The following is a 23,729-nucleotide window of genomic DNA, read 5'->3' as shown; positions in this document are numbered from 1 at the left end:
GAACCTCGTGGCCCTTGCCCTTGTCTTGCTTAGCACGATGTCACCGCACAAGCCGCCCGACGGGGTCGCACGTTCCAAGCACGACAAAGCAGGCCCGCCCATGAAGCCGATCGACTATGACCCGCTGCCCCTGCGACCATGCGTTGGGATCATGGTCCTCAACCACGACAATCTCGTATGGGCAGGGCGTCGCAAAATAGAAGACAACGGTGAGATGTCCGGCGCCACCAAGCTCTGGCAGATGCCACAGGGTGGGATCGACGAGGGGGAAGACCCGCTTGAAGCCGCCCGGCGCGAGCTCTGGGAAGAAACCGGCATCAAGACCATCTCTCTGCTTCACGAAGCGCCGGACTGGATCGATTACGAACTCCCGCCACACTTGGTGGGCGTTGCTCTCAAAGGCCGTTTTCGCGGGCAAACTCAACGATGGTTCGCCTTCCGCTTCGAGGGCGAGGAATCCGAGATTCAGATCGACCCCCCGCCAGGCAATGAGAACGCCGAGTTCGACGAATGGGCCTGGAAGCCAATGGACGACCTCGTGGACCTCATCGTTCCATTTAAGCGCGAGGTTTACGAGAAGGTCGTCAGAGCGTTCGCGCACCTTCAGATTCGGTAACCGCCGTCGCTTCGGACACTCAGAACTGCGTAATTCAGCACTACTTCTGAATGCTTATTCACGCAGAGCAGCACTGAAACGCGCGTTATTGATCAATATCAATGATGCATATCATATCTAACATTCATTTGTCTTATCATTCACTTTGATTATGTATCGGTGGAAGGGTATCACCGAGAAAGATTGGAGTGAGTGCGATGGCCATCTACCATCACGCCGAACATCCTATTCACCACAACGTCACCTCCACACCTATATTACAAACGCTAAGCGGGGCACTCGGCGTTATTCTCGCCATTGGTATATTAGGCCAAGTTGCGGGCGATTGGACTGAATCAGCAGCCGAGCGAATGAGCCACCCGGATACGATAAGCGATTGGCGGGGGAATAGCGCGTCTTTGACTGAGGCACGCTGAAGACTCTCGTCCAAGCGGGTAAGCTGGCTAAAACGAAAGTCGCTAGATCAATAACGACGAGTTGCTCCTTACCGCCCGTCGGCATTTTATCTCTGTCCTCAAAGTGTGACGAAACCATCAGAAGGGGCGCTTCGTAGCTTCCTGCGCAGCCCGGATGGGACGGGACGTATGCGCCGCAGGTTTTGGTTCGCGAACCTGCGGCGCCATGACCCTTCTCCGAGGCTTGCGATGCCATGCAGTCGCATCACATAAACAATCTCGGGCGCCAATCGGTGGGTTCGACATAGTTCGTACCGCCGGATCAACTCGTTCTTGGGAGGAACGTCGAGTATGATGGTCGATCTGATCCTGACAGTCTGCATGGTGACCAACCCAGAATCCTGCCGCGAGGAGCGCCTGAGTTTTCAGGCTCGCCAGTCACTTGCGCAATGCGTGATGCTCTCGGCGCCGTACGTTGCCCAATGGGCCGGCGACCATCCCAATTGGACCGTGAAACGTTGGGAATGCGGTTGGCCTGACGAACGCGAGCAAAAAATCTGATTCTCACCAGAACGTCTCACTAAGGGTTCTGACTGAAGAGCGGCAAAGTTTGAACTGGATCGAACGAAACAAGAACATTATATGTCGCAGATGGCCAAGTTCTCTATCCGCGACAAGCTAGCGATACTCTCCGACGCCGCGAAATACGATGCGTCTTGTGCGTCTTCGGGCGCACAATCTCGTAATTCGTTGAAGACCGGTGGTATCGGTTCGACCGAAGGACATGGCATTTGCCATGCTTATGCACCAGACGGTCGATGCATTTCGCTGCTCAAGATCCTGATGACAAACTTCTGCATCTACGATTGCGCCTATTGCGTCAATCGATCGTCGTCGAACGTGCAGCGGGCGCGGTTTTCGGTTCAGGAAGTCGTCGACCTGACGATGAATTTCTACAAGCGCAACTACATCGAAGGACTGTTCCTATCGTCCGGAATCGTGCGTAATTCGGACTACACGATGGAAGAGATGGTGCGGATCGCCCGAAAGCTGCGGCTGGAAGAGAACTTCGCCGGCTATATCCACCTCAAGACGATTCCCGATGCTGCGCCGAAGCTTATCGAGGAGGCGGGGCTCTTCGCCGACCGGCTGTCGATCAACATCGAACTGCCGACCGACGTTGCTCTGGGCGCCTTCGCACCGGAAAAGAACCCGCGCGATATTCGGCGCTCGATGGCTCATCTTCGCGAGAAGATCGAGGAGCATAAAGGGGAGAAGCGCGACCGCCGGAAACCGGCGAAATTTTCCGCGAGCGGGCAATCGACGCAGATGATCGTCGGAGCCGATGGAGCGGACGACGACGCTGTTCTTGGACGCTCGGAGAATCTGTACGGAAATTACCGGCTGAAACGCGTCTACTATTCCGCTTTCTCGCCGATACCAGATTCCTCGGCCAAGCTGCCGTTGGTCAAGCCGCCGCTGATGCGCGAGCACCGGCTCTATCAAGCCGACTGGCTGATGCGGTTCTATGGATTCGACCGCGGCGAAATCGTGTCGGGTGGTGACGGCGGCATGCTCGATCTTGCGATCGATCCGAAGCTTGCGTGGGCCCTCAAGAATCGCGGCCGGTTCCCTGTGGACGTGAACCGGGCCGATCGCGAGATGCTGTTGCGCGTGCCGGGCTTTGGCACCCGAGCGGTGAAGCGCATCCTCTCCACGCGTCGCTTCCGAACGCTTCGGCTCGATGATGTCGCAAAGCTCTGCCAGTCGATCGACAAGGTCCGCCCCTTCATCTTGACGCCGGACTGGTCGCCGGGTGGACTGACGGACAGCGCCGGTCTACGCGACAATTTTCTGCCGAAGGCTCGAAAGCAGGCACTTCAGTTGGAGCTGTTCTAGCGTATCCGCCTTCTGGAGACCCGCGTCTTGCAAGGCTCCGTTTCGCGTGAAATGGAAATACCATGAACAGCGAACTGGCGGGCCGGCTGACGGATGAGGGGCATGAACTCGATGTCCGCATCTATTTCGAGGACACGGATTTTTCCGGTGTCGTGTATCACGCCCGCTATCTGCATTTCCTTGAGCGCGGGCGTTCGGACTTCTTACGGCTGAAGGGGATCGGTCATCGCCAGCTGATGAGCGGCTCGCTCGGCAATCCGATGGCGTTTGCCGTGCGCAAGATGGAGATCGAGTTCCTCCGGCCTGCGCGGATTGATGAGGTGCTTCTCGTCTCAACCCGCACCAGGCAACTCGGCGGCGCGCGCGTGCTGCTCGACCAGTCGATCTCGCGTGACGGTGAGGTGCTGGTCGAAGCGCAGGTGAAAGTCGCGGTCATTTCGCCGGAGGGCCGGCCAATGCGAATGCCGAAACGCGTTTTGGAAGTACTCGCGCCTGAAACATTATGATCAGCACGATCGGTCAGCCGATCCTTGTGACGTTCAGTCTCAAATTCGAACCAAATCTCCTAACGCTCGGCGGGAGCGTTCAGGTTCACGATGGAATGAGCGACATCGAGTAGTTCAACGCCTGTCAGATCCGGCGCAACCATCACATCGGGATAAACTTGACCCCGCGCGACGAAAGCCGCCTGCATTCCAGCCATCTTTGCGCCGTGACAATCCCAGGCATGGGTCGCAACCAACATGACGTCCGCAGCTCGTTGACCGGTCGCCGCGACGCCATGGTCGTAAACTGGCTTGCTCGGCTTGAATTGATCGATCGACTCGACCGAGAGTAGGTCGGTGAAGAAATGGGTCAGTCCCGCATTGTCAAGCAGGCTCTGCGTCGAGGCGCGCGCGCCGTTGGACAGTGCATAGACAGGCAGATTCGCGTCCCGCAGGATCGCAAGCGCTTCGGCAGCATCGTCATGCGCCGACATGTTTCGCATGGCCTCGAAGACCCGCTCGCGGTCTTCCACGGGAGGATCGAGCTCGCGCTTGGCGAGAAGCTGTGCAAGCGCGCCCTTGAGTATTTCCGGGAAAGGCTTGACCGCGCGCGTCGCGTTGAGGGTGAAGGCGTCGCGCAGACCAAAGGCGAACCATGTCTCGAGGTCGCTGGCTTGAAGCCCCAGACGCACCAGTTCGGGTCGAACAGTCTCGAGCGCAAAAATCGTTTCGATGATATCGAAGATGATGGCCTTCGGTCGCTGGTTCGCCATTCGATCACGCTCCGCTCTACGCTGGCTTGCTACTATCTGAAAATGATACTTGGACTTCGGTGGCCTGCAGGCAAACTCCAACTCAGACAGCTCTTCACATGTGCTTTCTGGGGTGCCGAGCGTTAGCAGCCGGCGGCAGAATCCGCAGCATTGAGGTCTATGGCGTATGACGAACTACGAAACCATGCGTGCCGAACTGGTCGAGAATGGCAAGCTCCGCGTTGCCATCAACCTCGGCAATGCGGCACTCGCCTTTCGCGACAAAGCGACGGGCGAACTCGGCGGCATCACCGTGGCTCTCGCAAAAAGGCTCTGCGCCGCGCTCGGGGCCGAGCCGGAACTGATCGAATTTCCCGGGGCCGGCAAAGTGGTCGATGCAGCCGCTGACGATGTCTGGCGGATCGCATTCTGCGCGATCGATCCGGATCGCGAAGAACATGTCGCCTTTTCTGCGCCCTATGTTCTGATCGAAGCTAAGGCTCTCGTCCGCTCAGACTCGCCGCTGCGCCACGTAGAGGACCTGAATCGCAGGGGCGTGAAACTGATGGTGGCGAAGGGCTCGGCTTACGACCTCTTCCTCAGCGAACATGCCCAGCACATGGAGCTTCTTCGCGAAGCCGATCCCGGCGCGTCGTTCGCCGCATTCAAGGCCGATGGTGGCACTGCCGATGCCGTCGTCGGGGTCACGCAATCGCTGGAGAAAGCGTTCGGCAACGATCCGGCCTACCGCATGCTCGATGGCACGATCACGGCGATCGGCCAAGCGATGGCTCTGCCGCGCCGTTTCGTACACCTCGCCGATGAGCTGTCGCGTTTTGTAGAAGAGGCCAAAGTGGACGGGTATATCCGACGTGAACTCGACAGGTCCGGTCAAGAAAGCCTGAGAGTCGCGCCCGCCTTGAAATAGGCGAGGGCGCAGTCGATGACCCCAGAAACGAGAAACGCCACCCCGAGGGATGGCGTTCGCCAATTTCGATGTGCTCGTACTTGGATCAGGCCGGCAGCTGCGTCTTTGCGTGGAGTAGCTGAGACAGATACTCCTCCGCCTTGAAACGCGTGTCGTCGTGTTCGGCATCATCCATGCGCTTTCGTGCCGCTTCGATATGCTCGTCGAGTTGCGAAGCGGTCATGTTGTCCGCCGGCTCGGCATGTTCGGCAAGGAGTGTGAGGCCGTTCTCGTTGACGTCCGCGAACCCGCCACGAACGAAGAGCTTCTTTTCCTCGCCGCCCGAAAGCTTCGCGGTGACCATGCCTGGCTTCAGCGTCGTCATGAACGGCGCGTGATTGCTCATCACGGTGAATTCACCCTCGTTGCCCGGAACGACGACGGAATTGGCGTCTTCGGAGAGCAAGAGCTTTTCTGGTGATACGAGCTCGAATTTGAAACTGTCAGCCATGTCGCCTGTCTTCGGTGGCGTTGACGAGCCGCTTTCAAGCGGACGGGGAACGCGCCCTCCGTGTGGACGACGCGCTTCTCATTGCATCAAGCGGCTTGCGAGGCCTGCTTTTGTGCCTTTTCGATCGCCTGTTCGATGGACCCGACCATATAGAAGGCCGACTCCGGCAGATGGTCGTATTCGCCTTCGACGAGACCCTTAAAGGAACGGATCGTGTCTTCCAGCGGAACCAGTTCGCCTGGCGTATTCGTGAAAATCTCAGCGACCGCGAAGGGCTGAGAGAAGAAGCGCTCGATCTTGCGGGCGCGCTGCACCGTGAGCTTGTCCTCTTCGGACAGCTCGTCCATGCCGAGAATGGCGATGATGTCCTGCAGCGACTTGTATTTCTGCAGGATCTCCTGCACTTCGCGCGCTACCTGATAGTGCTCTTCGCCGACGATCATCGGCTGCAGCATGCGCGAGGTTGAATCGAGCGGGTCGACGGCCGGATAGATGCCCTTCTCCGAGATCGAGCGGTTGAGCACCGTCGTCGCGTCCAGGTGGGTGAAGGTCGTCGCCGGTGCCGGGTCGGTCAAGTCGTCGGCGGGAACGTAGATTGCCTGCACCGAGGTAATCGAACCCTTGTTCGTCGTCGTGATGCGCTCCTGCATCTGGCCCATGTCGGTGGCCAGCGTCGGCTGATAGCCCACGGCCGATGGAATACGGCCGAGAAGCGCCGACACCTCGGAGCCCGCCTGCGTGAAGCGGAAGATGTTATCGACAAAGAACAAGACGTCCTGGCCGGCGTCGCGGAAATGCTCGGCGATCGTGAGACCCGTGAGCGCGACGCGTGCGCGGGCTCCCGGGGGCTCATTCATCTGACCGAAGACGAGTGCCGCCTTCGAGCCTTCTGCGGAGCCATCGTTTTTGTGCGGATCGACGTTCACGCCGGATTCGATCATCTCGTGGTAGAGATCGTTGCCCTCGCGCGTCCGCTCGCCGACGCCGGCGAACACGGAGTAACCGCCATGGGCCTTCGCAACGTTATTGATCAGCTCCTGAATGAGAACGGTCTTGCCGACACCAGCGCCGCCGAAGAGGCCGATCTTACCGCCGCGGGCATAAGGCGTCAGAAGGTCGATGACCTTGATGCCGGTCACGAGAATCTGCGACTCCGGCGACTGATCGATATAATCAGGTGCGGACTGGTGGATCGCACGGGTCTCGTTCGAATTGACCGGGCCGACTTCGTCGATCGGCTCTCCGATGACGTTGAGGATACGGCCAAGAGTTGCATCGCCAACCGGCACACGGATCGGATTTCCGGTGTCGCTGACCGGCTGCCCACGGACAAGACCCTCGGTCAGATCCATTGCGATGGTACGGACAGTGTTCTCGCCGAGGTGCTGGGCGACCTCGAGGACGAGCCGGTTGCCATTGTTGTCGCATTCGAGCGAGTTCAGGATCGCCGGGAGATGATCGTCGAACTCTACGTCGACGACCGGGCCGATGACCTGGGCAACGCGACCCTTCGGCCGGTTCTGATTGTCGGTGTCAGCCATCGTGGCCTCCTTCCGTGAGAGTGTACTAGAGCGCCTCGGCGCCAGAAATGATTTCGGTCAGCTCGGTCGTGATCTGGGCCTGACGCTGACGGTTGTAGGAGATTTCCAACTTCTCGATCATGTCGCCGGCATTGCGCGTCGCGCTGTCCATGGCGGTCATGCGCGCACCCTGTTCGGACGCAGCGTTCTCAAGCAGGGCTCGAAGAATCTGGATCTTGATGTTGCGCGGGATCAGATCGTCGAGGATTCCAGCTGGATCGGGCTCGTATTCGTAGGTCGTTCCCGCGTCCGAACCCTTCTTCTCGTTTTCGCCGTCTTCGTCTTCCTCGACGGACGCCGGGATCACCTGCTGGCCCGTCGGGACCTGGGTCATCACGTTCTCGAACTCAGCATAGAAGAGGTGGCAGACGTCGAACTCACCGGCCTCGAACATGTCGATGACCTTGTCACCGACCTGCGCGGCCTCGTCGAAGCCGACGCGGCTCGACTCGCGGAAGCTGATCGAGTCGACGATCTTGTCCGAAAGATCGCGGCGCATCAGGTCGTAGCCCTTCTTGCCGACGGCATAGAACTTCACCGACTTGCCGTTGGCTTCGAGTTCACGCTGCTTGGCGCGGGCTTTCTTGACGATAGAGGCGTTGAAGCCGCCGCACAGCCCACGATCGGCGGTGAAGACGACGAGCAGATGCACGTCGTCCTTGCCCGTGCCGGTCATCAGCTTGGGAGCTTCGTTCTGGTTGATGCCGGCGAGGTTGGACAGGACCGAATGCATGCGCTCGGCATAGGGACGCGCGTTCTGCGCGGCTTCTTCCGCTCTGCGCAGCTTCGACGCGGCCACCATCTGCATGGCCTTGGTGATCTTCTTGGTCGACTTGACCGAGGAGATACGATTTCGAAGATCCTTCAGGGATGCCATTGGGTGTCGCGCGTCTCCGGGATGTCGCGGCCCGGCCGCCTATAGAGGGGCCGGGCGGTTCCGTTTGATCTCGATCGTTTGCGCCGATCGATCAGGCGAAGTTCTTCTTGAACTTGTCGACCGCCGATTTGAGCTTGTCCTTGATCTCGTCGGAAAGGGCCTTCTTCTCCGCGATCGCGTCGAGAACGTCCTTGTGATCGTTCCGCATTGCGTTGAGGAGCCCCTCTTCGAAGTCCCCGACCTGATCGACTTTCAGATCGTCGAGGTAGCCGTTCGTGCCCGCGTAGATTACGACGACCTGCTCTTCGGTCTTCAGCGGCGAGAATTGCGGCTGCTTGAGAAGTTCGGTGAGGCGCTGTCCGCGCTTGAGGAGCCGTTGGGTCGAGGCGTCGAGGTCGGACCCGAACTGGGCGAAAGCCTCCATTTCGCGATACTGGGCAAGTTCGCCCTTGATCGAGCCGGCGACCTGCTTCATCGCCTTGATCTGCGCCGACGAGCCCACGCGGCTGACCGACAGGCCCACATTCACGGCCGGACGGACACCCTGATAGAACAAGGTCGTCTCAAGGAAGATCTGTCCGTCGGTAATCGAAATCACGTTGGTCGGAATGTAGGCCGAAACGTCGCCTGCCTGGGTCTCAATGACCGGAAGCGCGGTGAGCGAACCGGCACCGTGATCGTCGGAAAGCTTAGCAGCGCGCTCCAGGAGACGGGAGTGTAGGTAGAAGACGTCACCCGGATAAGCCTCACGTCCCGGCGGACGACGAAGCAGCAGGGAAATCTGGCGGTAGGCAACGGCCTGCTTGGACAGATCGTCGTAACCGATCATTGCATGCATGCCGTTGTCGCGGAAATATTCGCCGATCGTGCAGCCGACGAAGGGCGCGATATACTGCATCGGAGCCGGGTCCGAAGCGGTCGCGGCGACTACGATCGAATATTGAAGCGCGCCGCGCTCTTCGAGCGTACGAACGAACTGCGCGACGGTCGAGCGCTTCTGGCCGACAGCAACGTAGATGCAGAAGAGCTTGTCGTTCTCGCGGCCCTCGTCATGGGCCGGCTTCTGGTTGAGGATCGTGTCCAGAAGAATGGCCGACTTGCCGGTCTGACGGTCGCCGATGACGAGCTCGCGCTGGCCACGGCCGATCGGGATCAGAGCGTCGATGGCCTTGAGGCCCGTCGACATCGGCTCGTGAACCGACTTTCGGGGGATGATACCCGGTGCCTTCACGTCGACGCGGCGGTTTTCCGAGCTCTCGATCGGGCCTTTGCCGTCGATCGGATTGCCGAGGCCGTCGACCACTCGACCGAGAAGGCCCTTGCCGACCGGAACCTCCACGATGGCGCCCGTACGCTTGACCGTGTCGCCTTCTTTGATGTTGCGGTCCGAGCCGAACACGACGACGCCGACATTGTCGGCCTCGAGGTTCAGGACCATGCCCTGGATGCCGTCAGAGAACTCGACCATCTCACCGGCCTGGCAGTTGTCGAGGCCGTAGACGCGGGCGATACCGTCGCCGATCGAGAGAACCTGACCGACCTCCGAGACTTCGGCTTCGGCACCGAAGTTCTTGATCTGGTTTTTCAGGATATCGGAAATTTCCGCGGGGCGGATGTCCATCAGCCGACCTCTTTCAGTGCAAGCTTGAGCGAATTGAGTTTGGTGCGAATCGAGGTGTCGACCATGCGTGAACCGACCTGAACGATCAGTCCGCCGAGGATCGAGGGATCGACGCGCTCGCGAAGGGTGACGGTCTTGCCGGCATAGGTGCCGAGAACGTCCTTGAGTTCGTTGCGTTCGGCGTCGCTCATTTCCTTGGCGGTGATTACTTCCGCCTCGATCTCACCACGATGGGCGGCGGCGAGCTGCTTAAAGCGCCGAATCATGCCGGGCAGAACGAAAAGCCGGCGATTTCTCGCGACAACCTTGAGAAAATTACCGGTCAACGCGCTGGGTTGTGCGCTGTTCACGATCGCCTCTACACCCTTCGCCTGCTCATCGGCGGTGAAGGCAGGGCTCTCGACCAGACGCCTGACATCCGCGTTCTCGTCGATCAGGTCGCGGAAGCCATCCAGTTCGGATTCGACGGTCTCGATGGAGCCGTCCTCGCGCGCAAGATCGAAGAGGGATTGGGCGTAGCGGTCAGCAACTTCCGAAACGGGAGAGGATGATTTTGCCACGGACGACCGTTTCTCTTTCGCGTTGGTTGTTCCTGAATTTTCAGCTTGTGATCACGCCAGGAGGTGCGCCGTCCACCGAAAATATCAAGAAGGGCGAGGTGCAGACGATCGCGTCCGCATCACCCTTCGTGAAGACAGCGGACCCTCTAGCATAGGGTTTTTGGCGCGACAACATACTGAAGGGCGGTTTCGGCACCTATCGGCGAACCGTCGCGCCGAGCGCTGCGAGTGAGTTTCGAAACCCTTGGAAGTTTTGAGTTTTTCGCCTTCCGACGGATGCGAAAGCCGCATATCTCTTGTCGAATTCAAGTGACGAAACCCAGAGCGGGGGCGAGAGCGGCGAAGGCAAGGGCCAGCATGAAAAGCAGAACGAGCCAGTTCACGAGGGTCACGCCGTCATCTGAGAGAATCGAGACGAACCGGCCGAATGCACTCATCAGCCAGCCGGCCCCAAGACAGAGCTGAATGAACATCTGATCGAAGAAGAAAAGGGTGACTATCCCGACGCCGAGCCAGAATCCAGCGATGACCGAACGCGGTTCCCCTGCCGCCTCGGGTCGCGTCTCACGAGGCTGCAGCCTGAGCGCGCGCAAGGTCAGGCGCGGTGCGAAGAGCGCGATCAATCCAAGAAGGATCGTCACGCAAGCCGAGACGAAGGGGAGGAGGTCGCGGAACTCGGTCGGAACGGCAAACTGCATGGGAAGGTCGATGTGCTGAGGAAATGACGACCGGCTTATAGACCATCATATCCGTTCACTAAAACCGGTTCATTCGATCGATTGCCCGAATTAACCGAAGAAGGCGTGCTACTCCCGTCCTCTCATATCCTAAAGCTTCTGCTTCAGGCCCGAACTAGCCTGGAATGAAGCACTTCTCAGTGCGTGCCTGAAGCTGCACTGGGGTCGATGCAGCGACCTTGAATCTCGACCGTTTCCTTCTTGTCGCCCCAGTGGACCGTCATCGATCCGTCGTACTCGACCTCGCCACCGGTCTTCTTCGTCTCGTCGATCGCCACCGACACGTTGATGCGCGGCTCGCCAGCAGATCGCCAAACCGTTGTGACAGTGCCTTCCCGGTTCGGCGCGGACTTGCCGCGTTCGAGTTCGCGCACGATTCCGTTCGCCATAATATAACCGCGCTCCAGCAGCGAAGTGCGGTCGGGCATTGCCGAGGCCATGGTCACGAAGACGAGGGGCTGCGCCTCCTTCGTTTCCATTTCGGGGACGGCATTCGCGCCGCCGGTAAAGCCGCATTGGCTTTCAATCGGCGCCCAGTGAAGCTCGCCGAGATGCAGACCCTGCGCCTGCTCGCTGACATTTGGCTGTGCGCTCTGGCCGGGCTGGGTGCTTTCGAATGGCGGCGGCGGGGCAGCTTCTTCGTTACCGGACTCGCTCTGTGCGCTGGCGGACATGACGACGGCCGCGAGCGATGTCAGCGCCAAGAGGCCGATCCCAAGCGGGCGAAACGTCCTCGATCCCAAAAGTCTCACCGATCCATTCCTCCCTTGTCCAATATATCGTTACGTAAGGCTTAAAGCGCAACGTCACAAAAAGCTCTGTGGGTCAATGTCGATTTGCATCTGCACCGACCCCCGCGGTGCCGCAGCGCGGTTGAGGGTTGCACGCAAATAGGACTGAAGCGGGGCACGGCGCGAACCCTGGACGAGAAGGCGGAAGCGATGCCGGCCGCGCAGAACAGCAAGCGGCGCCTCGGCCGGGCCGAGCATTTCGAGGTCGGGATCGTCCGGCGCGGCTTGCCGAACCTGCCGGGCGTAGTCCTCGGCCTCCTTCTTCGAATTCGCCGAAACGACGATCGCGGCGAGGCGACCGAAGGGTGGCAGCTGCGAACGCTCTCGCTCGGCGATCTCGCGCGCATAGAAGGTCTCCGCATCTCCCGAGGCAATTGCCTGCATCACCGGATGCTCGCTCTGATACGTCTGGATAAGCCCGCGGCTTGCCTTTCCCGTTCGGCCTGCTCGTCCGGTAACCTGATGGAGAAGCTGAAAGGTGCGTTCGGCCGCACGGGGGTCGCCATTCGCAAGGCCAAGATCAGCATCGATCGCGCCTACCAACGTCATCATCGGAAAGTGGTGGCCCTTCGCGACAAGCTGAGTGCCGATGACGATATCTGCTTCTCCATCGGCGATTGCTTCGAGCTCCCGTCGCAGGCGCCTCGCGCCGCCAGGCAAATCCGAAGACAGGAGTATTGTGCGCGCGTGGGGCAGATCGGTAAGCATCTCTTCCGCGATCCGCTCGACACCGGGCCCGCAGGCGACAAGATGATCAAGCGTCCCGCATTCCGGACAGGCTTCCGGCCGCGCGGTCTGAAAGCCGCAGTGGTGGCATTGCAGGATGCCGCGAAGGCGGTGGTCGACGAGCCATGTCGAGCAGGACGCGCACTGGAAGCGATGGCCGCAGACGCGGCAAAGCGTGAGGGGTGCATAGCCGCGGCGGTTAAGAAAGAGCAGCGCCTGCTCGCCGCGCGCCACCGTCTCCTTGATCGCGGTGAGGAGAAGCGGTGAAACAAAGCGGCCTCGTGGCGGCGGGGCATGGCGCATGTCGACAAGCGAAAGATCGGGCAGCGAAGCCTCGGCATAGCGGGCTTCGAGGCGCAGATGCCGGTAGCGGCCAAGATCCGCGTTCACCCGTGTCTCCACCGAGGGCGTTGCAGAGGCGAGGATGACCGGGAAGCCGCCGACGCGGCCGCGCACCACCGCCATGTCTCGCGCGTGGTAGAATGTGCGATCCTCCTGTTTGTAGGCAGGGTCGTGTTCTTCGTCGACGACAACGAGCCCCAACTCCTTGAACGGCAGGAAAAGCGCGGACCTCGCGCCGGCGACGACGCGCACGCGACCCTCCGTGACCTGCCGCCAAATCTTCTCGCGCATCCTCGGAGCGATGTCGGAATGCCATTCGGCAGGGGGCGCGCCGAAGCGCTCGTGAAAGCGGTCGAGGAAGCTTTGGGTGAGGGCAATTTCCGGCAGGAGGATGAGGACCTGCTTTCCGGCATCGAGCGCCGATGCCACGGCCTCGAAATAAACTTCTGTCTTGCCCGATCCGGTAACACCCTCGAGCAGCGTGACCGAAAATTCGTTCTGGCAGCCTGTCGCGGCAAGTTCGCCCGCAACCTCGCTCTGCTCCTCGCTCAACTCGGCTCGACCGTAGCTCGTGTCAGGTTCGGCAACGGCAGGCGGCGGCGGGAACTTCACCGCTCTGAACGCGCCCAGCTTCATCAAGCCGTCCACCACGGAGGGCGTGACGCCAGCGGCGTGGGCAAGGCCCGACTTCGTCCAGACGAGTGCTTCCTCCGCCGCCCCGAAGATGCGCCGGCGCGCGTCCGTCATCCGTTCGGGGCGAGCCTCGGTCGCTTCCAGGCCTTCAATCCAGGGTTCGGGATCGAAGGCGGCCGGCGCGCGGAGCGCCATGCGGGCGACGAGACCGGGCGGAGACAGCGTATAGTCGGCGACCCAGTCGATGAATCGGCGCATGTCGGCGCCGATAGGTGGGCAGTCGAAGAGTTGCGTAATCGGTCGGAGCTTCTTCGAGTCGACCTCATCGCCATTCAAGCCGGTCGCTTCCCAGACAACGCCCGCCACCTGACGGGGACCGAGCGGCACCTGGACGATCGAGCCCGGCTCGACTGCCATCCCCTCCGGCACCGCGTACGAGTACGGCCGGTCGACCGGAAGCGGCACGAGGACGGGCACGGTCGTCTGCGGAAAGAGGTCGCCATTGGCCGTCACGCCGGCTCCTGATTCGAGGGGTTTCGCCATGGGCGAGGATATAGGAGTCGGCTGCGGCACATAACAAAAGCGCCGCGGCGTAGCCACGGCGCTTTCGGGATCGCCAATTTGGCTGGATGTGGATCGATCAGGTCTCGACAGCCTGGAAATGGCTCTCGAGGAAATAAAGACCTTCGTCGATGCCGCGCCCAACCTCGGTAAGAAGATCTTCGGTCAGATCGTCGCCGGCTTCACTCGCCTCGTCGATGCCTTTCATGAGCTTCGCCGACCACTTGGCGTAGGAATCCGAGAGCCGCCGGAGATGCGCCTCGGAGTCGATGAGATCGAGCGGATAGGGATCGAGAAGCGTGTTCTCCGAAGCGGCCTGCACAGTACCGTGGGCCTGGCCGCCAAGCGCCGTCAGCCGCTCGGCGATGTCGTCGACGAACTCTTCTGTCGTCTCATGCAACTCGTCGAAAAGCTTATGGACTGCGATGAAATTAAGCCCTTTCACATTCCAGTGGGCCTGCTTCGTCTGGTAGGTAAGGTCGAGCGCCGTCGCGAGATGGGTTTGAAGAAGCTGCACCATCGCGCCGCGTGTATTTTCAGAAAGAGGATGTTTCGTTGCGTGCAGAGACGCCTGGCCATTCGTTGCCATGATACTGAACCTCGCGGGTGGTTTTGACGATGTTTGCCCAAAATCGGGAGGCTGGCCTGCTCGGTTGCAGCAGCAAGCCTACGGGCGTTTCGCTGCGGAAAATAAACTTATTCCGCAACGGTTCCATTACAGCCGGATGGCCGCACCGTTCACAATTCGAAGAGAGCGCGAGTCTTCAACACTGAAGATCATGCCGCATGGCAGTTCGAGCAGGAGCACGCCGTGACCGAGATATCGACGACTGAATGCGCGAATGCGATCTGGGCACCCCTCATGCAAGAAATGGCCAGCTCGGTTTCATGATTATGCCGCACCAGACTTTCTCTATCTGGACGACATCATGGGTGCGCATTAAAAGCGGTTTGGGCGCAAGGAACGGATGGATCGCGCGCGCGAATGCTTTCGGTCCTTGCCGATGCGGGTGCGCCTCGATCTCGCCGGATCCCTGAGAGACTGTCTTGGCAAACCTAACTGATCGCGCACGAAAAAACCGGCACGCCCTTTATAAGCGCGCCGGTTCGATTGTTTCGCCGTTTGGTCAGCGATGAACGGGACTCAGTTGGATGCTCCGTCCAGTTCCTCGGCATTCGAGGAATCGTCCATCGAGCCTGAACCCGACTCGCTGTCCATCGAATCCGTACTGGAGGAGCTGCCGTTGGCGGCGGCGCCACTTTCAGGTGCGCGCTGAGCGCCCATGACTCGACCGCTGGTGTCGATCATCATGAGGACCTGCTCACCGTCCGGCGTCTGGGCCTGCACCATATAGGCCGCATCCATGATCTCGGCGTCGGTGTAACCGGCCTCTTCAAGGGCGTTCAGCACCTTTTCCTGCGAAGCGACCATATCCTCCGTCGACATCGGCGCGTTGCTCGTGGCGCCGGTGGTCGACTCCGACGTCGCCGGCGGCGCGGCATCCGACTCGGAGGTCGCTGCGGCGCCGGTGCTGCCGTTCGTCATGTCGCTCGGAGAATCGCCGGTCTGGGCAAGGGCCGGACTCATGCCGAGTGCGATGATGGATGTTGCGAGAAGTAGCTTCCTCATCGTGAAGTCCTCTTGCTGTTTTGAAGGGATCGGACCATCGCCGGTCCCTGGTTTGAATTCGGCCGCGGGAAACGATGGATCGATCTCGTAAGACATTCTTCCGCCATCTCTCCCCGACCGCATCGATCGTCTGTGAAACGCTGTGTTGTCGCTTCTGGTCCCACAATGCGCGGTATGCTTGACGGTTCATATAAATTCAGGTTGGGCGCATTAATATTTGGACAGGCCTAATAGGTCTGGCTCGAGTTCTCGATTTCACTTTCCTTGCGTAAGATGATCGGAATAGCCCTGGCGGGCCGGTCATAAATATACTTGTCACGGAATTGCGCGCGAGGCAGCCCACGCGCCCTGTCACCGCCATCGCGGGGAAAGCAAGGCGAGGGCAGGGTTGCGGAAAGACGAAGTTCGGCGGCAGGATGCCGGCGATTTTGAACCCATCGCAAAGCTGGAAGACATCATGACCGTCACGCTCGGCCTCGATCTCGGGACCTCTTCGCTTAAGGCGCTTCTCGTCGGCGAGGACGGTAAGCCGATCGCTTCGGCTACCGCGCATCTGACGGTCGAGCGACCAGCGTTCGGATGGTCCGAGCAGAATCCGGAAAGCTGGATCGTCGCCTGCGAGTCCGTTCTCTCTGAACTGAAGCGCGACCATGCGGAGATGCTCGCAGCCGTCGAGGGTATCGGCCTTTCCGGCCACATGCATGGGGCGACGCTCATCGACGAGGCCGAAGTTCCGCTGCGACCCTGCATCCTCTGGAACGATACGCGCGCGGCCAAGGAAGCCGCTGCCCTCGACGATGCCGAAGCGCGGCAGATCACCGGCAACATCGTGTTTCCCGGATTTACGGCGCCAAAGCTCGACTGGGTGCGTGCCCACGAGCCAGATATCTTCGGCAAAGTCGCCGCAGTCCTTCTGCCGAAGGACTATCTGCGGCTCTGGCTCACCGGCGAGCGCGTCTCCGAGATGTCCGATGCTGCGGGAACCTCCTGGCTCGATACCGGCGCGCGCGACTGGTCGGACCGGATGCTGGAGCGCACGCATCTGTCCCGCTCTCACATGCCGCGCCTCGTCGAAGGGACTGAGGCCTCGGGTGAGTTGCGTGTCGACCTCGCCGAGCGTTTCGGGCTCAGAAGGGGGGTAAGGGTCGCTGGAGGGGCGGGTGACAACGCGGCTTCGGCCTGCGGGGTGGGCGTCTCGGAGCCTGGCAGTGGGTTTCTCTCGCTTGGCACCTCAGGTGTCCTCTTCACACCTGCAGCCGGCTACGAACCGGCGCCCGAAACTGCGATCCACACGTTCTGCCACGCAATTCCCGGTTTGTGGCACCAGATGGGCGTTACCCTGTCCGCCGCCGGCTCTATCGAATGGCTCTCCAAGCTTCTGCAGGAAAAACCGGGCGACCTGACAGGTTCACTCGGCGAGCATGTTTCAGCGCCAGGACGGCTGACCTTCCTCCCCTACCTCTCGGGTGAGCGCACGCCGCATAACGACGCCGAAATCCGCGGCGTCTTCGCGGGGCTGGAAGCCGATACCGACCGCCCGGCGATGATTCGATCCGTGATGGAGGGTGTCGCCTTTTCGATGCGCGATTGCCTGGAGGCCGGCGCCGCATCTTCGCGCCCGAAGCGGCTGGTGGCGGTCGGTGCCGGTGCACGTTCGGCCTACTGGCTGCAACTGTTGGCGACCGTCCTGAAGACCGAGATCGTGCTTCCCGAAGCCGGTGATTTCGGGGCCGCTCTGGGCGCGGCCCGCCTCGGCCGATGCGCCGCGACGGGCGAAGACCCGTCTACAGTCATGACCATGCCGCCAATCGCAGAGAGCTTTGAGCCGCTCACGGATCTCGAGGGCGCTTTCGAGGAAGCCTATGGTCGCTACCGCGCGCTCTACCCGGCGATCGCAGCTCTTGCCCGGGATTCCGGATCCGACGCGCCAGCTTAGCCTGCGAGAAGTCCGCGCATCATCGTTGTGACGCCGAAGCTCTCCAGCACGACCCAAACGACGATCACGACGTAGAGCCCGAGCAGCATTACGCATTCGCGTCGCTTCAGCACCATTGAAGTCCGCAAGGCCACGAAGAGTGCGATCGTCGCGAGCGTGAGCAAACCCATCAAGGGTGCGGCGACCGAAAACACGATGACGGTCGCTCCTGCGACCATCACTCCAGCGGGGATCGCAACCAGAAGATCGAAAATATTCGAGCCGAGGACGTTGCCGATAGAGATGACTCCGTCACCTTTGCGCGCCGCGCGCACTGAGATGAAGGCGTCCGGGATTGACGTGCCGGCCGCGATCACCGTGAAGCCCCAGAGAAAGCTCGGTGTGTCGAAGATTTCTCCGAATCGGATCGCCGAGCGCACCAACCCCTCCACGCCGATGACGATGGCGAGGAGTGAGCCTGCAAAGATCGCCCATTGTCTGCCGACCGAAACGTTTCCGCTATCGTTGTCCTGCGTGCTCTCGACGGTTTCAAGATACTGGACGCAGATGTAGAGGGCATAGAGCCCGAGCGGGATAAGCGCGAGCAGCCGATTGACCTCGCCTGCCACGGTGTCTGCGCCTGATTCGACCGGGAAGTAGATGACGGCGAAACAAAAGGTGAGCAGCAGCACTGCGACAGAAATCATGTAAAACTGCGCTTCCTTGAAGACGAGTTCGCGGCTGCTCTCAAGCCGCCCCTCCTTGGCGAAGAGGCCGGAGAGGGCGGGAATGACGAGAATGTTGAAGATGGCCGAGCCAACGATCGCCGCAACGCCGAGTTGAAACTCGCCGTGGATGAGTGCGGAGATGACGGTGGTCGCGAGCTCTGGGAAACTCGAGCCTACCGCCACAACGATCGTACCCTGGACGACCGGGGGCAGTCCGTAAAACCGGGAGAGCTTCTCGCTCGAACCTTCCAGCGCGCCGCTTGCCTTCCACACGATGGCTGTCGAGGCGGCGGCGACCGCGATCCAGATCAGTATCGTCAAGGGCCCGACCGCTGCGTGTTCGTCTCTAGCGCTGCAACTAGCGCATCGACGATGCCGGCAAGGTCGGTTCTGGAGACTGGACGGCAGACCGGTGCCCGGTCATCTTCGTCGTTCGAGTAGGAGGGGTTGAAGCCCGCACCAGAAGGAAGGGCCGCATATATGACCAAGACTATGCCGGTTACCGAACGCGCGAACGCGGGGCTTGAGAAGGAGCACGCCCTCGAACGCGAGCGCTCAGGCACGATCAGTATGTATTTCAGACCGCTCGAGCATTTTGCCGAAGTCAACGATCCAATCTGGCGCGACATCTCCTCCCTTGCGATTGTCGGTCGGTCGATCTTCTCGACCTGCGACGAGACCTCGACTGTCGAGAGGTTGGTGCTCGATGAGGATACCCTCAGGGCGGAAGACCACGTCAATTTCAATCTCGGCCGGACTTTCGAATTGCCCGACGGGCCGGACGGGGAGATGGATATCGAGGGCCTCGCCGTCGCCGATGGATATCTCTGGATTTGCGGATCCCATTCGCTCAAGCGCGACAAGATCGAAGGCGGCGGAGTCTACGATCTCGAGGATCTGGACTGGGACGCGAACCGTGGCTTTCTCGGCCGTGTGCCCCTCCTCGACAAGGGAGACGGCATATTCGATCTCGTCGGTGCTTACGAGCCGCTCGACAAGACGCCAGCTCGGCACGCCAGAATGGTGAAGTTCTCGAAAAACAAGGTTCCGATCCGGGATATGATGGCGAAAGATCCGCTGATCGGTCCCTATGTGCCGCTGCCCTGCAAGGAGAACGGTTTTGATATCGAAGGGATCGCGGTGCGGGGCGATACGGTATTGATCGGCCTGCGCGGTCCCGTCATCGGCGGTTATGCGATGATCATACGGCTTGAAATAAAGAAGACGAAGGGCGGCTTCCTCAAGGCGCGAAAGCAGGAAGCGACAGGGAAGCGCTATGCCCTTCAGTCCGTCGACCTCAACGGCCAGGGCATCCGGGATATGGTCTGGCAGGGTGAACGGCTGCTGATCCTAACCGGAGCCACCACCGATCTGGAATGCTTTCAGTCCGTAATCGAGATCACGGACTATGATCCCGAGCGGTCGTTATATCCGATGGTTGAGGTCAAACGGCTGCTCGATCTCCCGCCGAAGCGTGGGGTCGATAGTGCGGAGGGTCTCGCGTTAGCGACGATAAAAGGAGACCTCAAGATACTGATCGCGTACGACTCGCCATCCGAAGAGCGTGTCAGCGACCAGGAGTGCAGTGTTGTCGTCGACGTCTTCGATCTGCCCGCCTCCTAATGACTCATCGAAGTGCTCGTCTGAGATGTATCCGGCTACGCAGGGAGCACGTAAGCAGCGACAAAATTTCCCCCTTTTCATTTGTCTTCCGTTTACGTAAACAGGGGCAACGTAAGATTTGTCTTTGTGAAGTCGACGGCGGGTCCAGCGGTTTTGGCGCTTCCGGCAGACAATCCAAATTCGATTTCTGGACTGGAAACTAAACCCATTCGCCTACGTTAGTTTGAACTGGGCAGGGTGAAGCAACGAGGAGTGCATCTGCATGTCTTGGCGAGCCGAGAAGCTGACCCGTCCGATTTATAAATGGGCAAAGGGCGTGATGCCCGCGATCTCGAAAACCGAGCGCGAAGCGATCGACGCTGGTACCGTTTGGTTCGACCGCGAACTGTTCACCGGAAATCCAAATTGGCAAAGCCTCGTCGACATGCCGCCGGCCATGCTGACCGAGGAAGAGCAGGCGTTCCTCGACGGGCCGGCTTCAAAGCTCTGTTCGATGATCGACGACTGGAAGATCATCAGCGAGGATCATGATCTGCCGCCTGAAGCATGGGCATACATGCGCGAGAACAAGTTCTTCGGCATGATCATTCCGAAGGAATACGGCGGTCTCGGCTTCTCCAACACCGCTCATTCCGAAGTCGTCCGCAAGGTGTCGTCCTGCTCCGTCGCTGCTGGTGTGACTGTCATGGTTCCGAACTCCCTGGGACCAGGCGAACTGATGCTCGACTTCGGCACACAGCAACAGCGCGACTATTGGCTGCCGCGCCTTGCCGACGGCCGTGAGATCCCCTGCTTTGGTCTGACTTCGCTCGAAGCCGGTTCCGACGCCGCTGCGATGACTGATACTGGTATCGTCGAATATGGTAAGCACGAGGGGAAGGAAGTCCTCGGCATCCGTCTCAATTTCGAAAAGCGTTACATCACGCTTGCTCCCGTCGCGACCGTCATGGGCCTTGCCTTCAAGATGCGCGACCCTCAGAACCACCTCGGTCGCGGCGAAAACCTCGGTATCACTGTCGCCCTCATTCCGACTTCGACGCCGGGTGTCGACCAGGGCGAGCGGCACGTTCCACTCAATACCTATTTCCAAAACGGTCCGATCTACGGCAAAGACGTCTTCATCCCGATGGACTGGATTCTCGGCGGCGAGAAGCAGATCGGCCAAGGCTGGACCATGCTGATGACCGCGCTCGCGGCAGGGCGCGGTATTTCGCTACCCTCGCAGTCCGGTGCTTCGGCCGCGATGTGCGCCCGCGTTTCCGGTGCGTATTCGCGCGTCCGAACCCAGTTCGGCGTACCGATCGGCAAGTTCGAGGGCATACAAGAACCGCTCGCCGAGATCGCTGCCAACGCCTATCTCATCGATGCCGCGCGCCGTCTGACGGTCGCCGCGCTTGACGAGGGTCACAAGCCTTCCGTCATTTCCGCAATCATGAAGGCGAACGCCACATATCGAATGCGCGAGTCGATCGAGCGCTCCATGGACATTCATGGTGGCAAGGCCATCATCGAGGGTCCTAAGAACTATATGGCGGCAGCTTATCGCGGTGTTCCGATCGGCATCACGGTCGAGGGCGCGAACATCTTGACGCGCAGCCTGATGATTTTCGGCCAGGGTGCAATTCGCGCCCATCCATACATGCTGAAAGAGCTGCTCGCACTGTCCAACCCCGATGAGAAGGAAGGGTTGAAGCAATTCGACAAGGCATTCTGGGCCCATGCCGGGCATTCCGTGAAGAACGTGTTTAGAGCCTTCTGGCGCGGTTGGACCGGCGGACTCGCCGCTCCTGCTCCGAAGGCTGCGATGACCAGTCACTGGCGTCAGCTGTCGCGGTTGTCCTCTGCCTTTGCACTGTTGTCGGACCTTGCCCTCCTGACGCTCGGCGGAAGCCTCAAGCGTCGCGAGATGATATCCGCACGCCTCGGAGACATCCTATCGGAACTCTACCTTCTCGCGGCCTGCCTCAAGCGCTTCGAGGTCGAGGGACGTCCAGAGGCCGACCGCCCGATCGTGGAACTGATCATGCAAAAGGGGATGAACCGGATCGCGATCTCCTTCAACGGTGTTCTCGATAACCTTCCTGCCCGTTGGGCAGCTTCCTTGACACGCTTTGTCGCCTTCCCGCTGGGCGTTCCGTACCAGCAGCCTTCCGACGATCTCGTCCGCGAAGTAGCCGACATTCTTCTTCGGCCATCTTCGCAGCGCGATCGCCTGACGCCGGACCTCTATCTCGGTGAGCACCGCGACGCGCATCCGATTGCGGATCTCGAACGTGCCTTTGTGCTGGCCCACAAGTGCGAGCCAATCGAGAAGAAGATGCGTGAAGCGAAGCTCTCCAACGCGGAGAGGGCACGCGACGACGGCGTGATCACGACCGAAGAATTCGACACTTTCACTGCGTTCAAGGCCGCCCAGCGCAAGGTGATCGAAGTCGACGCCTTCAAGATGACGGAGGTCTCGCGCTTCACGGCGGAAGATGCGCGCGGCACCGGCCATAATTCCCATGAGATAAATCGCGAGGCTGCCGAGTAATGCCGAAGTCGGTCTACATCGTAGACGGTTCCCGCACGCCCTTTATCAAGGCACGCGGGAAGCCGGGACCCTTCACGCCTGTCGATCTGGCGGTCCAGTGTGGACGGCCTCTCCTGATGCGCCAACCGTTTCCGGAAACGGCAATCGATCTCGTCATTCTTGGCTGCGTCAACGTAATAGCCGACGAAATGAATCCGGCGCGTGTCGCCTCTCTGCGACTTGGCATCTCCGACGAGACGCCGGCCTTTTCCGTCCAGATCAACTGCGGCTCCGGCATGCAGTCGATCGATACGGCCTTCCGTTATATCGAGCGCGGGACGGCAGATATCGTTCTGGCCGGTGGGGCCGAGGCTCTGAGCCATTCGCCGCTCGTCCTGCGTCGCGGCGCCGTCGACTGGTTCGCTCGGTTGAACGGAGCCAAGACGGCCGGGCAGAAACTGAAGGCGGCGTCGGGGTTGAAGCCGGATTATCTGAAGCCGGTACTCGGTTTGGAACGGGGTCTGACCGATCCGATTACCGAACTCAATATGGGCCAGACCGCTGAGATCCTGGCCCATCTTTTCGACATCTCCCGGCGCGATGCCGACACCTTCGCCGTAGAAAGCCATCACAGGCTCGCCAAAGCGACGCATGAAGGCTGGTTCAAGGACGAGATGCTGCCTGCCGTCGCGCAAGACGGTTCGGTCTATGAAAAGGACGACGGTGTTCGCCCAGATTCGGACGTGAAGTCTCTCGCCAAGCTGAAGCCCGTTTTCGAGAAGCCATACGGCAAAGTAACCCCCGGCAATGCCTCGCAGATTACCGACGGAGCCTCTTGGACAATCCTTGCCTCGGAGGAGGCCGTCCAACAGCACGGCCTGAAGCCGATCGCCCGCATCGTTGATTCCGAATGGGGTGCACTCGATCCATCGATCATGGGGCTCGGTCCTGTCGTGTCGACGGCGCCGATCCTGAAGCGACAGGAAATGGCGGTTGCCGATATCGATCTCTGGGAGATCAACGAGGCGTTCGCGGCGCAGGTGCTTTCCTGCGTCAAGGCACTCGACGACAGCACCATCGCCGATGAGGTGCTGGGTCTGAATGGAGCCGGCGGGCGAATTGCCATGGATCGCCTGAATGTCGATGGTGGCGCGATTTCGCTCGGTCATCCCGTCGGCACCAGCGGCAACCGGATCACCCTCCATCTCGCAAACGCCATGAAGCGGCTCGGCAAGAGACGGGGAATCGCGACCGAGTGCATCGGCGGCGGCCAAGGCGGCGCCATGCTGCTTGAAGCGGCCTGAGAATCCCGAACTTGCTTCGAGGAG

The 23,729-nt window shown here is 60.3% G+C and carries 21 protein-coding genes; 9 read left to right on the top strand and 12 right to left on the bottom strand.

Translation table 11 applies throughout. From position 1 onward, the window contains the following. The first annotated feature begins 100 nt into the window (after positions 1-100). From FP2506_RS11260 to ybgC, 4 genes are all read left to right on the top strand, one after another. On the top strand, positions 101-616 hold the full coding sequence (locus FP2506_RS11260) for an RNA pyrophosphohydrolase (RefSeq protein ID WP_040489782.1): 516 nt from the start codon (positions 101-103) through the stop codon (positions 614-616). Positions 617-1,362: 746 nt separating this feature from the next. Then, positions 1,363-1,572: a hypothetical protein gene (locus FP2506_RS11255; RefSeq protein WP_007067611.1), complete on the top strand. Its 210-nt coding sequence runs from the start codon at positions 1,363-1,365 to the stop codon at positions 1,570-1,572. Positions 1,573-1,662: 90 nt separating this feature from the next. Next, positions 1,663-2,910 carry a putative DNA modification/repair radical SAM protein gene (locus tag FP2506_RS11250; protein ID WP_040489780.1) on the top strand — a complete coding sequence of 416 codons (1,248 nt, stop codon included), beginning with the start codon at positions 1,663-1,665 and terminating at the stop codon, positions 2,908-2,910. Positions 2,911-2,972: 62 nt separating this feature from the next. Then, positions 2,973-3,416, top strand: a complete 444-nt coding sequence (gene ybgC / locus FP2506_RS11245) for a tol-pal system-associated acyl-CoA thioesterase (protein ID WP_007067609.1) — start codon at positions 2,973-2,975, stop codon at positions 3,414-3,416. Positions 3,417-3,475: 59 nt separating this feature from the next. Here ybgC and FP2506_RS11240 read toward each other — a convergent pair whose 3' ends face one another. Further along, a complete protein-coding gene (locus FP2506_RS11240) occupies positions 3,476-4,168 on the bottom strand; it encodes a haloacid dehalogenase type II (protein WP_007067608.1) in 693 nt (230 codons plus the stop codon). 166 nt (positions 4,169-4,334) lie between these two features. Here FP2506_RS11240 and FP2506_RS11235 point away from each other — a divergent pair, with 166 nt between their 5' ends. Further along, positions 4,335-5,075, top strand: coding sequence for an ABC transporter substrate-binding protein (locus tag FP2506_RS11235; RefSeq protein WP_007067607.1), 741 nt, complete (start codon positions 4,335-4,337; stop codon positions 5,073-5,075). An 85-nt stretch (positions 5,076-5,160) separates the two neighbouring features. Here the strand turns inward: FP2506_RS11235 and FP2506_RS11230 are convergent, their stop codons facing one another. The 10 genes from FP2506_RS11230 to FP2506_RS11185 all read right to left on the bottom strand — a co-directional run bounded on the left by FP2506_RS11230 (position 5,161) and on the right by FP2506_RS11185 (position 15,623). Beyond that, positions 5,161-5,565: a F0F1 ATP synthase subunit epsilon gene (locus tag FP2506_RS11230; protein ID WP_007067606.1), complete on the bottom strand. Its 405-nt coding sequence runs from the start codon at positions 5,563-5,565 to the stop codon at positions 5,161-5,163. An 86-nt stretch (positions 5,566-5,651) separates the two neighbouring features. Then, positions 5,652-7,106 (bottom strand): F0F1 ATP synthase subunit beta, encoded by a 1,455-nt coding sequence (gene atpD / locus FP2506_RS11225; protein ID WP_007067605.1) that lies wholly within the window; start codon positions 7,104-7,106, stop codon positions 5,652-5,654. A 25-nt stretch (positions 7,107-7,131) separates the two neighbouring features. Beyond that, complete coding sequence (locus FP2506_RS11220; protein WP_007067604.1) at positions 7,132-8,022, bottom strand: F0F1 ATP synthase subunit gamma; 891 nt, start codon at positions 8,020-8,022, stop codon at positions 7,132-7,134. A gap of 91 nt (positions 8,023-8,113) precedes the next feature. Continuing rightward, on the bottom strand, positions 8,114-9,643 hold the full coding sequence (atpA, locus tag FP2506_RS11215; protein ID WP_007067603.1) for a F0F1 ATP synthase subunit alpha: 1,530 nt from the start codon (positions 9,641-9,643) through the stop codon (positions 8,114-8,116). Next, positions 9,643-10,203, bottom strand: a complete 561-nt coding sequence (locus tag FP2506_RS11210; protein WP_007067602.1) for a F0F1 ATP synthase subunit delta — start codon at positions 10,201-10,203, stop codon at positions 9,643-9,645. Before FP2506_RS11210 ends, atpA begins: the two co-directional genes overlap by 1 nt. Before the next feature lie 305 nt (positions 10,204-10,508). Then, positions 10,509-10,901 (bottom strand): AGROH133_08824 family phage infection protein, encoded by a 393-nt coding sequence (locus tag FP2506_RS11205; protein WP_007067601.1) that lies wholly within the window; start codon positions 10,899-10,901, stop codon positions 10,509-10,511. 176 nt (positions 10,902-11,077) lie between these two features. After that, positions 11,078-11,692 (bottom strand): hypothetical protein, encoded by a 615-nt coding sequence (locus FP2506_RS11200; RefSeq protein WP_148227547.1) that lies wholly within the window; start codon positions 11,690-11,692, stop codon positions 11,078-11,080. Positions 11,693-11,746: 54 nt separating this feature from the next. Beyond that, positions 11,747-13,975, bottom strand: coding sequence for a primosomal protein N' (locus tag FP2506_RS11195; RefSeq protein ID WP_007067599.1), 2,229 nt, complete (start codon positions 13,973-13,975; stop codon positions 11,747-11,749). 97 nt (positions 13,976-14,072) lie between these two features. Continuing rightward, entirely contained in the window at positions 14,073-14,582 is a 510-nt protein-coding gene (gene dps, locus FP2506_RS11190; RefSeq protein ID WP_040489103.1) for a DNA starvation/stationary phase protection protein Dps, read from the bottom strand. Positions 14,583-15,137: 555 nt separating this feature from the next. After that, positions 15,138-15,623 (bottom strand): hypothetical protein, encoded by a 486-nt coding sequence (locus tag FP2506_RS11185; RefSeq protein ID WP_148227546.1) that lies wholly within the window; start codon positions 15,621-15,623, stop codon positions 15,138-15,140. A 457-nt stretch (positions 15,624-16,080) separates the two neighbouring features. Here FP2506_RS11185 and xylB point away from each other — a divergent pair, with 457 nt between their 5' ends. Then, positions 16,081-17,559 (top strand): xylulokinase, encoded by a 1,479-nt coding sequence (gene xylB / locus FP2506_RS11180; protein ID WP_040489777.1) that lies wholly within the window; start codon positions 16,081-16,083, stop codon positions 17,557-17,559. On the opposite strand, the gene FP2506_RS11175 is transcribed toward xylB, so the two are convergent. After that, the gene (locus tag FP2506_RS11175; RefSeq protein ID WP_007067593.1) at positions 17,556-18,587 is read right to left on the bottom strand and encodes a sodium:calcium antiporter; all 1,032 of its coding nucleotides are present in this window, start codon (positions 18,585-18,587) and stop codon (positions 17,556-17,558) included. The two genes, xylB and FP2506_RS11175, sit on opposite strands and share 4 nt — an antisense overlap. Positions 18,588-18,746: 159 nt before the next feature. On the opposite strand from FP2506_RS11175, the gene FP2506_RS11170 reads away from it, so the two are divergent. The 3 genes from FP2506_RS11170 to FP2506_RS11160 all read left to right on the top strand — a co-directional run bounded on the left by FP2506_RS11170 (position 18,747) and on the right by FP2506_RS11160 (position 23,705). After that, positions 18,747-19,889 (top strand): DUF3616 domain-containing protein, encoded by a 1,143-nt coding sequence (locus tag FP2506_RS11170; protein WP_007067592.1) that lies wholly within the window; start codon positions 18,747-18,749, stop codon positions 19,887-19,889. 262 nt (positions 19,890-20,151) lie between these two features. Next, complete coding sequence (locus tag FP2506_RS11165) at positions 20,152-22,422, top strand: acyl-CoA dehydrogenase (RefSeq protein WP_007067591.1); 2,271 nt, start codon at positions 20,152-20,154, stop codon at positions 22,420-22,422. Continuing rightward, entirely contained in the window at positions 22,422-23,705 is a 1,284-nt protein-coding gene (locus tag FP2506_RS11160; protein ID WP_007067590.1) for an acetyl-CoA C-acetyltransferase, read from the top strand. Before FP2506_RS11165 ends, FP2506_RS11160 begins: the two co-directional genes overlap by 1 nt. Positions 23,706-23,729 lie beyond the last annotated feature (24 nt).

The sequence above is a fragment of the Fulvimarina pelagi HTCC2506 genome, from assembly GCF_000153705.1.
GTDB classification, from domain to species: domain Bacteria; phylum Pseudomonadota; class Alphaproteobacteria; order Rhizobiales; family Rhizobiaceae; genus Fulvimarina; species Fulvimarina pelagi.
This window is presented reverse-complemented; position numbering and strand designations above follow the sequence as displayed.

Excerpts from the sequence above, each read along its gene's own strand:
- xylB (WP_040489777.1), top strand. The coding sequence starts at position 16,081 with ATGACCGTCACGCTCGGCCTCGATCTCGGGACCTCTTCGCTTAAGGCG.
- atpA (WP_007067603.1), bottom strand. The coding sequence starts at position 9,643 with ATGGACATCCGCCCCGCGGAAATTTCCGATATCCTGAAAAACCAGATC.
- FP2506_RS11230 (WP_007067606.1), bottom strand. The coding sequence starts at position 5,565 with ATGGCTGACAGTTTCAAATTCGAGCTCGTATCACCAGAAAAGCTCTTG.
- FP2506_RS11250 (WP_040489780.1), top strand. The coding sequence starts at position 1,663 with ATGGCCAAGTTCTCTATCCGCGACAAGCTAGCGATACTCTCCGACGCC.
- FP2506_RS11205 (WP_007067601.1), bottom strand. The coding sequence starts at position 10,901 with ATGCAGTTTGCCGTTCCGACCGAGTTCCGCGACCTCCTCCCCTTCGTC.
- FP2506_RS11260 (WP_040489782.1), top strand. The coding sequence starts at position 101 with ATGAAGCCGATCGACTATGACCCGCTGCCCCTGCGACCATGCGTTGGG.
- FP2506_RS11220 (WP_007067604.1), bottom strand. The coding sequence starts at position 8,022 with ATGGCATCCCTGAAGGATCTTCGAAATCGTATCTCCTCGGTCAAGTCG.
- ybgC (WP_007067609.1), top strand. The coding sequence starts at position 2,973 with ATGAACAGCGAACTGGCGGGCCGGCTGACGGATGAGGGGCATGAACTC.
- atpD (WP_007067605.1), bottom strand. The coding sequence starts at position 7,106 with ATGGCTGACACCGACAATCAGAACCGGCCGAAGGGTCGCGTTGCCCAG.
- FP2506_RS11165 (WP_007067591.1), top strand. The coding sequence starts at position 20,152 with ATGTCTTGGCGAGCCGAGAAGCTGACCCGTCCGATTTATAAATGGGCA.
- FP2506_RS11235 (WP_007067607.1), top strand. The coding sequence starts at position 4,335 with ATGACGAACTACGAAACCATGCGTGCCGAACTGGTCGAGAATGGCAAG.
- FP2506_RS11255 (WP_007067611.1), top strand. The coding sequence starts at position 1,363 with ATGATGGTCGATCTGATCCTGACAGTCTGCATGGTGACCAACCCAGAA.
- dps (WP_040489103.1), bottom strand. The coding sequence starts at position 14,582 with ATGGCAACGAATGGCCAGGCGTCTCTGCACGCAACGAAACATCCTCTT.
- FP2506_RS11195 (WP_007067599.1), bottom strand. The coding sequence starts at position 13,975 with ATGGCGAAACCCCTCGAATCAGGAGCCGGCGTGACGGCCAATGGCGAC.
- FP2506_RS11185 (WP_148227546.1), bottom strand. The coding sequence starts at position 15,623 with ATGAGGAAGCTACTTCTCGCAACATCCATCATCGCACTCGGCATGAGT.
- FP2506_RS11170 (WP_007067592.1), top strand. The coding sequence starts at position 18,747 with ATGACCAAGACTATGCCGGTTACCGAACGCGCGAACGCGGGGCTTGAG.
- FP2506_RS11240 (WP_007067608.1), bottom strand. The coding sequence starts at position 4,168 with ATGGCGAACCAGCGACCGAAGGCCATCATCTTCGATATCATCGAAACG.
- FP2506_RS11160 (WP_007067590.1), top strand. The coding sequence starts at position 22,422 with ATGCCGAAGTCGGTCTACATCGTAGACGGTTCCCGCACGCCCTTTATC.